This window comes from Neorhizobium huautlense (assembly GCF_002968575.1).
Lineage (GTDB): Bacteria > Pseudomonadota > Alphaproteobacteria > Rhizobiales > Rhizobiaceae > Neorhizobium > Neorhizobium huautlense.
The window spans coordinates 139,287-151,690 of record NZ_PVBM01000005.1 but is presented as its reverse complement, the minus strand read 5'-3'; the positions used below and the strand labels follow the sequence as shown (position 1 = coordinate 151,690).

Annotated in this window: 10 protein-coding genes; 1 reads left to right on the top strand and 9 read right to left on the bottom strand. The window is 61.1% G+C overall.

All coding sequences use genetic code 11. The features are described from left to right. Window positions 1-88: 88 nt before the first annotated feature. The 4 genes from C5L12_RS07735 to C5L12_RS07720 all read right to left on the bottom strand — a co-directional run bounded on the left by C5L12_RS07735 (window position 89) and on the right by C5L12_RS07720 (window position 4,447). Window positions 89-1,195 (bottom strand): ABC transporter ATP-binding protein, encoded by a 1,107-nt coding sequence (locus C5L12_RS07735; RefSeq protein ID WP_105371450.1) that lies wholly within the window; start codon window positions 1,193-1,195, stop codon window positions 89-91. 17 nt (window positions 1,196-1,212) lie between these two features. Next, window positions 1,213-2,094 (bottom strand): carbohydrate ABC transporter permease, encoded by an 882-nt coding sequence (locus C5L12_RS07730; RefSeq protein WP_105371449.1) that lies wholly within the window; start codon window positions 2,092-2,094, stop codon window positions 1,213-1,215. Next, the gene (locus C5L12_RS07725; RefSeq protein ID WP_425350753.1) at window positions 2,091-3,032 is read right to left on the bottom strand and encodes a carbohydrate ABC transporter permease; all 942 of its coding nucleotides are present in this window, start codon (window positions 3,030-3,032) and stop codon (window positions 2,091-2,093) included. The genes C5L12_RS07730 and C5L12_RS07725 overlap by 4 nt, the downstream gene beginning before the upstream one ends. 158 nt (window positions 3,033-3,190) lie before the next feature. Beyond that, window positions 3,191-4,447 (bottom strand): ABC transporter substrate-binding protein, encoded by a 1,257-nt coding sequence (locus tag C5L12_RS07720; protein WP_105371448.1) that lies wholly within the window; start codon window positions 4,445-4,447, stop codon window positions 3,191-3,193. Between the two features lie 259 nt (window positions 4,448-4,706). Here C5L12_RS07720 and C5L12_RS07715 point away from each other — a divergent pair, with 259 nt between their 5' ends. Then, entirely contained in the window at window positions 4,707-5,759 is a 1,053-nt protein-coding gene (locus C5L12_RS07715; RefSeq protein ID WP_105371447.1) for a LacI family transcriptional regulator, read from the top strand. Between the two features lie 19 nt (window positions 5,760-5,778). Here the strand turns inward: C5L12_RS07715 and C5L12_RS07710 are convergent, their stop codons facing one another. The 5 genes from C5L12_RS07710 to C5L12_RS07690 all read right to left on the bottom strand — a co-directional run bounded on the left by C5L12_RS07710 (window position 5,779) and on the right by C5L12_RS07690 (window position 12,354). After that, window positions 5,779-7,284, bottom strand: a complete 1,506-nt coding sequence (locus C5L12_RS07710) for a tripartite tricarboxylate transporter permease (RefSeq protein ID WP_105371446.1) — start codon at window positions 7,282-7,284, stop codon at window positions 5,779-5,781. A 10-nt stretch (window positions 7,285-7,294) separates the two neighbouring features. Further along, a complete protein-coding gene (locus C5L12_RS07705) occupies window positions 7,295-7,756 on the bottom strand; it encodes a tripartite tricarboxylate transporter TctB family protein (RefSeq protein ID WP_105371445.1) in 462 nt (153 codons plus the stop codon). 192 nt (window positions 7,757-7,948) lie between these two features. After that, window positions 7,949-8,932, bottom strand: coding sequence for a tripartite tricarboxylate transporter substrate-binding protein (locus tag C5L12_RS07700; RefSeq protein ID WP_105371444.1), 984 nt, complete (start codon window positions 8,930-8,932; stop codon window positions 7,949-7,951). A 207-nt stretch (window positions 8,933-9,139) separates the two neighbouring features. Then, window positions 9,140-10,513 (bottom strand): sigma-54-dependent transcriptional regulator, encoded by a 1,374-nt coding sequence (locus C5L12_RS07695; protein WP_105371443.1) that lies wholly within the window; start codon window positions 10,511-10,513, stop codon window positions 9,140-9,142. Further along, complete coding sequence (locus C5L12_RS07690; RefSeq protein WP_280952515.1) at window positions 10,510-12,354, bottom strand: sensor histidine kinase; 1,845 nt, start codon at window positions 12,352-12,354, stop codon at window positions 10,510-10,512. Before C5L12_RS07690 ends, C5L12_RS07695 begins: the two co-directional genes overlap by 4 nt. Window positions 12,355-12,404: the final 50 nt, after the last annotated feature.

The window sequence follows — 12,404 nt, the reverse complement described above, 5'->3', positions numbered from 1 at the left end:
CGGTGGTCGACAAGAGTGCGGCTTCGCGAGAAACAGCCCCGGACGGAGCCACGTCCGATTGATCGCGCAAACGTCAATGACGGGCGCGTCAGCCGATGCGGCTGCCACTTTCGGGATCGAAGACGACGGCCTTGTCCAGGTTGAAGGAGAAGGGAAACTTCTCGCCGAGTTTCACCTGCACGTCGGAGCGGGTTCGGGCGGTAAAGCTCGCGCCGTCCAGCTTGCCGGTGACAAAAGTATCCGAACCGGTCGGCTCGACCATGATGACGTCGGCGGCGATCTGGGCCGTGGCGCGCGCCTCGGGATCCACCAGGCCGGCATCGGTGATCGTTTCCGGACGCAGGCCGAGAATGACTTCCTTGCCGTCGGGTAGGATTGTCGTAACCGATGGCGGCATGGCGACTTTGACGCCTTCGTTGCCGAAGAGCGAAATGCCCTGCGCGCCGGCGGCGGACATCACTTTGCCCTTCAGCATGTTCATTGCCGGCGAGCCCATGAAGTCGGCGACGAACAGGTTGGCCGGGTGATTGTAGATCTCCGCCGGCGTACCGACCTGCTGGACCATGCCTTCCTTCAAGACGACGATCTTGGTGGCGAGCGTCATCGCCTCGATCTGATCGTGGGTAACATAGACGATGGTGGCGTTGGTGTTCTGGTGAAGCGCCTTGATCTCGGCCCGCACCTCGACACGAAGCTTCGCATCGAGGTTCGATAGCGGTTCGTCGAATAGGAAGACCCGCGGCTGGCGAACGAGCGCGCGGCCCATGGCGACGCGCTGGCGCTGGCCGCCGGAAAGCTGGCTCGGACGGCGTTTCAGCAGGTGCTCGATCTGCAGGGTTTTAGCCACCTGCTTTACCGCGGCCTCGCGCTGCGCCTTCTCGATGCCGCGCATTTCAAGCGCAAACGCGATGTTCTGTTCCACCGTCATGTTCGGATAAAGCGCGTAGGACTGAAAGACCATGGCGATGTCGCGCTGCGAGGGATGCAGGTCGTTGATCACCTGGCCGTCGATGACGATATCGCCGGACGACGGCGGCAGGAGACCGGCGATGGCATTCAGGAGGGTCGACTTGCCGCAACCTGAAGGGCCGACGAGCACCAGGAAGCCGCCCTTTTCCAGATCGATATCGATACCCTTGAGGATCTCGACATTGCCGATCTTCTTGCGAATGTTCTTGATTTCAAGAAAGCTCATTGACGGTTATCCCTAAGTCAGCCCTTGACTGCGCCGGCCATCAGACCGCGCACGAAGTAGCGTCCGGCGACGATATAAACGAACAGCGTCGGCAATGCCGCAAACACGGCCGCGGCCATGTCGACATTGTATTCCTTGACGCCGGTGGAGGAGGAAACGAGGTTGTTGAGCGCCACCGTCATCGGTGAGGCCTCACCGCCCGCAAACGAAATGCCGAACAGGAAGTCGTTCCAGATATTGGTGAACTGATAGATGATCGTGACGACGATGATGGGCCCGGAACTCGGCAGCAGGATGCGCCAGAAGATACGGAAGAAGCCGGCGCCGTCGATCATCGCTGCCTTCACCAGCTCGTCTGGGAAAGCTTCGTAATAGTTGCGGAAGAACAGCGTCGTGAAGCCGAGGCCGTAAATCACGTGCACCATGACGAGGCCCGTGGTGGAATTCGAAAGGCCGAGGAGACCGAGAAGACGCGCCATCGGAATCAAAACCGCCTGGAACGGAATGAAGCAGGCGAACAGCATCATGCCGAAAACCAGTTTATGACCGGGGAATCGCCATTTCGTCAGCACGTATCCGTTGAGGGCGCCGAGCAGCGTCGAGATCAGCACGGCCGGAACCACCATCTTGATGGAGTTCCAGAAATAACCCTTGATGCCGACGCAGCTGACCCCGATGCAGGCCTCGCCCCAGGCCTTGACCCAGGCGGCGATCGAAGGGGAGCCCGGCAGGGCCAGCATGTCGCCGCCGCGGATCTCGTCGAGCGACTTCAGCGAGGTGATCAGCATCACATAAAGCGGCAGGAGGTAGACGAGTGCGAGCACGACGAGGGCCGCATAGATGAAATAGCGGGCGGCGCGGGCCTGGCCGGCGCTGACGGTTTCGTTGGCCGCGCTCATGACTGCTTCTCCCGCAGTTCCGAATAGAGATAGGGCACGATGATCGCAGTGATGCCCATCAGCATCATGACGGCGCTCGCCGAACCGACGGCCATCTGGTTGCGCGTGAAGGTATAGGAATACATGAAGGTGGACGGCAGCTCGGTCGCATTGCCCGGCCCGCCACCGGTCAGCGCGATAACCAGATCATAGGACTTGATCGCCATATGCGCGAGCACGATGAAGGCGGACAGGAAGACGGGGCGTAAGAGCGGAATGATGATGCGGCGATAGATGGATACTGTCGAGGCGCCGTCGATCTGCGCCGCCTTGACGATCTCCCCGTCGATGCCGCGGAGGCCGGCGAGAAACATCGCCATCACAAAGCCCGAGGCCTGCCAGACGCCGGCGATGACGACGGTGTAGATCGCCATTTTCGGATTGACCAGCCAGTCGAACTTGAAGCTTTCCCAGCCGAGATTGTGCATGGTGTTCTCAAGCCCGAGACCGGGGTTCAAGAACCATTTCCAGGCCGTGCCGGTAACGACGAAGGAGAGCGCCATCGGATAGAGAAAGATCGGCCGCAACACGCCTTCGGCGCGGATCCGCTGGTCCATCAGGATAGCGATGAACAGACCGATCGCGATGCAGATGCCGATGTAGAGAATGCCGAAGATTGCGAGATTCTGCATGGCCACATACCAGTTGGGCTGCGACCAGAGACGGAAATAGGCGTCAAAACCGCCCCATTTGTAGACCGGCATGATGCGGGAGGTCGTGAACGACAGATAGATCGTCCAGAGGATGAACCCGTAGACGAAAACCAGGATGACCGCGAACGACGGCGCCAGGACGATCTTCGGCAGCGCGTTGCGCAATCCGTCCGCAAATGATCGGCCCTGTCTTTTTGGGATTCCATTGGGCGTCAGGGCGGGCACCGGCTCGATTGTCGTCATCATGACCTCCGGATGAGGGCGGGAGGAATAACAGTTCCGAGGATACGTGAGCTATCCTCTCACCAACAAAATCTGACACCTAGCCTTTGGCTAAGATGCTGAAATTACAAGTAAGGGGATCGCCGTCGGCAACCCCCTCACCTTAGCCTTCAACTATGCCATCACTTGGCGGCAGCGACCGCTTCCGGCAGGCGCTTCAGCGCCGCGTCGGTCGTGAGCTGGCCGTTGAGATGCTGGGTGATGACGTCGAGCATGGCTTCCTTGATGGCGGCCGGCTGGGCATAACCATGGGCGAGCGAGCCCATCATCGTGCCCTTGGTGGCTGCTTCGGCCAGATCCTTCATGCCCTTCTTGCCGCAATCGTCGAACTTCTCGTCCGAGATGTCGGTACGGGCAGGTACCGAACCCTTCACCGTGTTGAAAGCGATCTGGAATGCCGGATTTTCGACGGCCGAAGCCATCTTGAGCTGTGCGGCACGCTGATCGTCACCCACGTCGAACATCATGAACTGGTCGGCATTGAAGAGAACGGACCCTTGCGTGCCGGGGAAGCGGATGCAGACAAAGTCGGTGCCCGGCTTCTTGTTGGCGCGCAGCCACTCGCCCTTCGACCAATCGCCCATCTGCTGGGCGCCGGACTTGCCCTCGATGACCATGGCGGTGGAGAGGTTCCATTCGCGACCCGAGAAATTCTGGTCGAAATAGGTCCTGAGCTTCGACATGGTGTCGAAGACCTTCTTCATCGTGTCGCCGGAAAGCGAAGCCGGATCGAGGTCGAGAACGGCCTTCTTGTAGAAGTCCGGACCGCCGACGGAGAGAACGACCGCTTCCCAGAGCGTACCGTCCTGCCACGGAACGCCGCCATGAGCGAGCGCGGTAAGGCCCTGGCCCTTGAAGTTGTCGAGCAGGGCGATGAACTCGTCGATATTGGTCGGAACCTTGCCGCCGGCCTTGTCGAGGGCGGCCTTGTTGATCCACAGCCAGTTGGTGGAGTGGATGTTCACCGGAGCCGCGATCCAGTGGCCGTCATACTTGGAAAAGTCCTGGAGTGCAGCCGGAATGACCTTGTCCCAGCCTTCCTTGGTGGCGAGTTCGTCGAGGTTTGCGGCAACGCCCATTTCCGCCCAGTCCTTCAGGTCGAAACCGAGGAGCTGAACGGCGGTCGGCGGATCGCCGGCGGTGACGCGGGCGCGCAGAGCCGTCATCGCCGCAGAACCTGCACCGCCGGCAACCGGCATGTCCTTCCAGGCAACGCCTTCCTTCTGCAGGTTTTCCTTCAAGACGTTGAGCGCCGCCGCTTCGCCGCCCGAGGTCCACCAGTGAAGGACTTCGACGCTTTCGGCTGCCTTGGCGGCACCGGCCGTCAGAGCGATGATCGCCGCACCGGCGGCGAGTTTTCTGATCATTCGAATATTCATTGAGAATCTCCCTTTGCATCCGGGCTCCTCTCCGGATATTTCGATTTATAACGATATAAATGCGGTGGGTGTCAACCCGGACACGGAGATTTCTACAGCAATCGGACATACCGATAACAGATTGAATTAAATGCGAATTTCCCCCAAACTCGAAATTTTTCTCCCGAATCGAGAAAAAATTCCGCGTAGCCGAAAAAATTTGTAACGATATAGATGACGCTTGCCTTGGTTTTTTGGGCGGGAACGGAGGAAGAAGGAGATGTCGCTGGGAGACCTGGGGGAGAAGGGTCGGCGGGCGAAGCCGGAGCGGGAATCCGGGCAAGCCGGCGGCAACGCGAAGCCCACCCTGAAAACCATCGCCGAATTGACGGGCCTTGCCGTCACCACGGTGTCGCGTGCGCTCGCCGATGCGCCGCAGATAGCCCTGGAGACACGCCAGCGGGTGCGGCAGGTGGCAAGCGAGATCGGTTATCTGCCCGACCGTGCCGCCCAACGCCTGCGTACAGGCCGCACCAACGTCATCAGCCTCGTCCTCGATCCTCACGAGGAAATCCTGAGCTATGCCACCTCTATGATCAAAGGGCTGACGGAAGCGCTCCGCGGCACACCTTATCACCTTGTCATCACGCCGCATTTCTCCGACACGCCGCAGGCCGACCCGGTCCGGCATATCATGCGTAACCGCATGGCCGACGGCATTATCTTCACCCGGACCGAACCGTCGGACGAACGCGTAAAACTGCTGATGGAAAACAATTTTCCATTTATCTGTCACGGTCGGACGGAACTGGCGACCGCCCATCCATACGTCGATTACGACAACTATGGTTTTGCCTATCTGGCGGCGCGAAAACTGATCGCGGCGGGCTGCAGGAAGCTGTTCATCATCCTGCCGCCCGAGCGTTTCACGTTCGCCCATCACATGCGGCACGGTTTCATGACAGCCGTGCGGGAGGAAGGGGTCGCGTTCGAGATCGCCAGAGACGTTACGCTCGACAGCGGATCGGACGATATCCGCGATTATCTTTTCCGCCGGATGGGCGAGCCGGGACGGCCGGATGGCTTTATCTGCGGCGGGGAGGTTTCTGCTCTATCGGTCATGGCCGCAGCCTATGACCATCATCTCGAACTGGGGAAGGATGTGCGCCTGGTGGCCAAACAAACCTCCGGCCTTTTCGACCAGATCAGGCCGCGGGTCGAAACCATCTACGAGGACCTGGCGGAGGCCGGGCTGCTGATGGGCCGCCTGCTTCTGAAGCGTATCGGCGGCCCCCAGCCCATCGACGAAATGCGGGTGCTCCAGACCGTCTGAGGTCCGGAGCACCCGGTTCTCAATCCTCTTCGACGAAGACTTCCTCGCGTTTCTTCTTGACGCTCGGCAGGAAGACGACGACGAGGACCAGCGCTGCGACGAAGAGAAGGCCGGCGCTGATCGGACGCGTGACGAACGTTGTCGGATCGCCGCGCGACAGGATCATCGCGCGCCTCAGATTCTCTTCCAGAAGCGGCCCGAGTACGAAGCCGAGCAGCAGCGGCGCGGGCTCGCAGCGGAGCTTGACCAGCACGTAGCCGATGAAGCCGAAGAAGGCCACGGAGTAGAGATCGTAGACGTTCGAATTGACGCTGTAGACCCCGATCGAGCAGAAGGCCATGATGATCGGGAACAACACGTAGTAAGGGATAGTCAACAGCTTCACCCACAGCCCGATGAGCGGCAGGTTGAGGACGACGAGCATCAGATTGCCGATCCACATGGAGGCGATGATGCCCCAGAAGAGGGCCGGCTGCTCGACAGCAACATTCGGACCCGGCACGATGCCCTGGATGATCATCGCGCCGATCATCAGCGCCATGACCGGATTGGCCGGAATGCCGAGGGTCAAAAGCGGAATGAAGGAGGTCTGCGCACCGGCATTGTTGGCCGATTCAGGTCCGGCGACGCCCGCTACAGCTCCCTGGCCGAATTCCTGCGGGTTCTTCGAGACCTTCTTTTCCACCGTGTAGGAGGCGAAAGCCGCAAGGATTGCACCGCCGCCCGGCAGGATACCGAGGATCGAGCCGATGACGGTGCCGCGCAAAACCGGCGCGACCATCGCCCGGAAGTCCTCCTTGGTCGGCAGCAGGCCGCTGACCTTCGACACCAGCACCGACCGGCTCTTTTCGTTTTCGAGATTGCGAAGAATTTCCGCGATACCGAAGACACCGACCGCGACGGCAACGAAATTCAGGCCGTCGGCATACTCACGAATGCCGAGCGTGAAGCGCGGCGTTCCGGTGTAGATGTCGGTGCCGACGAGCCCCAGCAACAGGCCGAGCGCCACCATCGCCAGCGCCTTGACGATCGAACCGTGCGCCAATGCAATCGAGGACACCAGGCCGACGACCATCAGGGAGAAATATTCGGCCGCGCCGAACTGCAGTGCGATTTCGGTGAGCGGCGGCGCAAAGATCGCTACCAGGAAGGTCGAAACGGTGCCGGCGAAGAACGAGCCGATCGCCGCGATCGCGAGTGCTGCACCCGCCTTGCCCTTGCGCGCCATCTGATAGCCGTCGATGGCCGTGACGGCAGAGGAGGATTCACCCGGCATGTTGATGAGGATCGCCGTGGTGGAGCCGCCGTATTGCGCGCCGTAATAGATACCGGCGAGCATGATCAGCGAAGAGACCGGCTCCAGCTGAAACGTGATCGGCAGCAGCATGGCGATCGTCGCAGTGGCGCCGATACCCGGCAGCACGCCGATCAGGGTGCCGAGCAGCACGCCGATCAGGCAGAAGAACAGGTTTTCCAGAGAGGTTGCGGTCGCGAAGCCGAGCGCGAGATTACTGAACAGATCCATCACTCACACCTCAAAGACCGAGCCAGGGGCCGAAACTGCGGAACGGGAGGCCGAGGCCGTAGATGAAGACCGCGACTGCGAAAACCGTCAAGGCGGCGGAGAGAACAACCGCCGTCAGAGGCTTCATCCGCCCTGATGCAAACGATGCGATCAATGCCGTGAAGAACAGCGCCGGCACGAAGCCGAGGCCCCGCACGGTGAGGCCGAAAAAGATCGGTGCCGGCAGGATGAAGAGCATCCCGCGCCAGGCGATATGGCCGATCGGCTCACCATGGACGCGCGCGGCCTGAACGAGGATGATGACTCCGAACAGCATCAGCGCGCAGGCGAGAATGAACGGGAAATATCCCGGGCCCATGCGAAATGCCGTACCGAGTTCGAGCTCGAAGGCCTGATAGGCGAAGTAGATGCCCGTCAGGACGAACAGCAGTCCGCAGATCAGATTGGTGGTGTCGAATTTCAGCGAATTCATGGTGTCTCCGTATGGATCGAAGAGCGGATGGCCAAGATCACCTGGTCAACGGATCCTCTTGGACGAGGATGACGAAGGGCCGGCCACCAAACCGTTCACACCGTTTTTCTTTAGAGAATCCCTCCCCTCCGGAGTGGAGGAGAGGGATTGGAAAGACGCGAACCGAATGAAAGCCTCAGCCGATGGTGCAGCTTAGTCGGCGTATTGTCCAGCAGCCTCGATGATCGGCTTCCAGCGGGTGATTTCGCCTTCAAGCTTGGCCTTCAGCGCTTCCGGAGTGGCATCGTTCTCGGACGAGGGCTCCGTGCCGAGTTCGGCGAAGCGGGCGGCGACGTTCGGGTCCTTCAGCGCGACCTTCAATGCAGCGCTGAGCTTGTCGATCGCTTCCTTAGGGGTGCCCTTCGGCGTGTAGATGCCGTGCCAGATACCCACCGTCAGTCCCGGCAAGCCGGCTTCGGTGACAGTCGGAAGATCTTTCAGAACGTCGAGGCGTTCCGGCGACGTGACCGCATAGGCCTTGACCGTACCGCCCTGGATCTGCTTGGTGGTGTTGGTCGTCTGGTCGCACATGATATCGACCTGTCCGCCGAGAAGATCGGTCATGGCCGGACCGGTGCCCTTGTAGGGAACCGTGACAAGGGGCGTCTCGATCGCGCTCATGAAGAGCATGCCGCAAAGATGCGAGGCAGCGCCGATGCCGGCATTCGCAACGGTAACCTTATCCGCATTGGCCTTGGCGTATTCGATCAGTCCCTTGAGATCCTTCGCTTCCATGTCCTTGCGGGCAAGCAGCGTCATCGGAACTTCGGTGACGAGACCGACATAGTCGAAAGCGTTCAGCGTGTCGTAGGAAAGCTTGCGGTAGAGGGTGGCGCTGGTCGCCATGCCAATATGGTGGAGCAGAACCGTGTAGCCGTCCGGGTCGGCGCTGGCCACGCGGCCCGCGCCGAGCGTGCCGCCGGCACCGCCAACGTTTTCGACGATGATCTGCTGGCCGAGATTCTTCGACATGGATTCAGCTACCAGACGGGCAACCGTGTCGGTTGGGCCGCCGGCCGCAAACGGAACCACCATGGTGATCTGCCGCTCCGGATAACCGGCGGCATTGGCGGAAGCGGAGAAAAGCGAAAGCGCCGCAAGAGCGGTAGCGCCAATAAAGGCGTTCAGGGTTTTCATCGGGGTCCTCCAGGATGAAATAGAGCACAGTCAGCGCTCAAGTCCTCCGGCGCCAACCTGCCGGAAATCTGCGCCAATGCGCTGGGCAGGTGCAATCATTTGAAAAGTACTAAATCGTTTTTTCTAGCTTTGATGCGTTGCACCATGGGTGGATTGGGCCACAAGGCACCAAAAGCATGGGTGGATTTCCACCCATTACATTCGCCGTTATCCGTCCCGGTCGTCCTGCAGCAGGTGTTCCACGCCCAAGATCTTCTTGTCGAGGCCATATTTCTGCATCTTTTCGTAAAGCGTCTTGCGCGAAATCCCGAGAGATTCATAAACCGGCCTCAACGCACCCCCATGGGCGGCGATCTCGCCGGCAATGATATTTCGCTCGAAAGCCGCGACCTTGTCAGCCAGCCGCCCTGCCCCGTCTCGTCCCGGCACGGCGGTCTCGCCAGGCCTCGGGTCGAGACCGAGCACCAGGCGGTCCGCGGCATTGCGCAGTTCCCGCACGTTGCCCGGCCAGTCGCGCTGGGCGATCGCAGAGATCACATCGGCGGGCACGTTCGGATCCTCCCGGCCGTAGCGCGCCGCCGCCTCTCGGACGAGCTGCAGGAAGAGCAGCGGGATATCGGCTCGTCGCTGAGCGAGCGACGGGACATGGATGGTTGCCACGTTGAGGCGGTAGAAAAGATCGGCGCGGAAACGCCCCGCTGCGACCTCTGCCTCCAGGTCCACTTTGCTGGTGGCGATAAAGCGGACATCCAACGGCACGGTTTCGTTGGAGCCGAGCCGCGTGATCACCCGCTCCTGTAAAACGCGCAGGAATTTTGCCTGGAGATCGACGGGCATCGAACCGATCTCGTCGAGCAGGATCGTGCCGCCCCGGCCGTGCTCGAACTTGCCGTAGCGGGGACGCAATGCGCCCGGAAAGGCGCCGGCCTCGTGACCGAACAGCTCGCTTTCGATCAGATTTTCCGGCAGCGCAGCACAGTTGATGGCGATGAACGGCTTATGGGCACGCGGGCTGACATCGTGCAGCGCCCGCGCCACCACCTCCTTGCCTACCCCCGTCTCGCCGATAACCAGCGTATCCGCATCGGCAGCCCCGATCGCGCGGAGCTGATAGCGCAGGTCGACCATGACCTGCGTGCGCCCCGGAAGCCGCGCCTCGACATCGTCGCGCTTGCCGGCGACCGCCCGCAGCCGCCGGTTTTCGAGCACCAGACCGCGCCGATCCAGCGCCCGGCGGATGATGCCCGCCAGATGCTGCGGCGTGAACGGCTTTTCGAGAAAATCGTAGGCACCTTCCCGCATCGCTTTCACCGCAAGCTGGACGTCGCCGTGGCCCGTCACCAGGATCACCGGGATTTCCGCATCCAGCTCGCGGATGCGGTGAAGCAGCGTCATGCCGTCGATGCCGGGCATACGGATATCGCTGACGACCACCCCGTCGAAGCCGAAACCCGTAAGTTCGAGCACATGATCCGCATGGGAAAACGTCTGTACCGAAAGGCCGAAGAGTTCCAGCGCCTGTGCGGTCGAACGGCGCAGCTCCTCCTCGTCATCGACCAGCAGCACCCTTTGCCCGTTCACTCGGCTGCCTCCAGAAGATTGCCATCGGCAGCGTCGAGCTCGATGTTGAAGACTGCGCCGCCATCGGGATGCTCACCGACGCTCAGACTGCCGCCGAAATCCTTGATGATATTGTAGGAGATCGAAAGGCCGAGCCCCAAGCCCTTGCCCACGCCCTTGGTAGTAAAAAACGGATCGAAGATGCGCTCGCGGATGGCCGGGGGAACGCCAGGCCCGCGATCGCGAACCGACACGATCACCTTGTCGCCCTCTTTCTCGGCAGAAACGGTGATACGCCGGTCCTCCAGCCCCTCCACCGCATCGGCCGCATTGGTGATGATGTTCACCAGAACCTGCTGCAGGCGCACAGCCCCCGCCTTCACGGCCGGCAGCATCGGATCGATCTCCACGTCCAGGACGGCATCGGCCGTCTTGAGCCGCGCCGCCACGATCTCGAGCGTATCCCGCATCACGTCCTCGATCAGCACGGGACCGAGCTTCTCGTTCGGCTTGCGGGCGAAGTTGCGCAAGTGCTTGCTGATCGACGCCATGCGGTCGATCAGCGCCGAGATGCGCCGGATATTGTCCCTCGCCTCGTCCGTACGGCCGAGATCGATGAGCACGCCGCTCGTTTCGGCATAGGTTTTGGCAGCTGCAAGGGGTTGGTTGAACTCGTGCGAAAGGGCCGCCGACATCTGGCCGAGACCGGCGAGTTTGCCGGCCTGGATGAGGTCGGCCTGCGTCTGCCGCAACCGCTGCTCGGTGAGCCGCCGCTCGGCGATCTCCTCCTCGATGCGGCTGTTGACGCGAGCGAGATCGGCGGTGCGTTCCGCCACGCGCCGCTCCAGTTCGTTGCGGGCTTCCGCCTGCAGCTGCATGCGTTCGTTGAGGCGTGCGCGCCGCTGCATCAGGACGGCAAGCGCCAGACCGGCGAGGCAGAGCGTCAAGAGCGCCGCGACGGTCGCGGTTTTTGCCTGGGTACGGACGGAACTCGTGTCCATCAGGACGTTGACCGTCCAGCCAGCATCCGGCATGGGCTGGGAAACGACGAGATATTCCTTCTCAACCCGATTGTCGGTGATGATCATGACGTCGCGATCGGCAAATGTGCCGCGCTTCACCGGCAATTCCCGCAGTTTCGCGTCCGCATACCGCCTGGAGGCCTCAGTGCGTGCGATCCGTTCGGGAGTCAGCGGCAGAATGCTTGCATAAAGCCATTCCGGACTGCCGGTCATGAAGATGATGCCTTCCGGATCGGAGACGAAGATCCGGTCGTCGCCGCCGCGCCAACTGTCTTCGATGGTATCGATATCCACCTTGAAGACGATCACGCCGCGGATCACGCCGCCGACCTCGATCGGCGAGCCGAAATAATAGCCGCGTTTCAGGGATGTCGTGCCAAGCGCATAAAAACGCGATTGCCGCCCAGCCGCCGCGTCCTGGAAATAGGGCCGGTAGGTGAAGTTCTCGCCGATGAAGCTGATCGGAGTGTCGTAATTGCTCGCCGCAACGGTCTGGCCGTCCATCGTCATCACATAGATATCGGACGACTTGAGAAGAGCGTTGACGTCCTTGAGATAGGCATTTGTCGTTGCCCGCAGCGCGTCGTTTCCTGGGTCGAGGATTAGCGCCTCGACATTCTGCTGGTCGGCGATCAGCGCCGGCAGAGCCTCGTAACGCTTCAGGTGGCCATCCAATGCCGATACCGCCAGCCGCAATGTCGTGGCGGCTTGCGTTTCGGCTTCGTTCATATAGCCGCGCGCCGCGATATCGTTGCCCCTGAAGATCAAGGCAAGCCCAAGCACCGCCAGGAGGACCAGCGGCAAAAGAAGGCGATATCTCAACAGGCCGGGTCCTCCCATCTCTCCGCCCCGCAAAAGGGGCACGGCTATTGTAATCCGTGGTGGAGCGA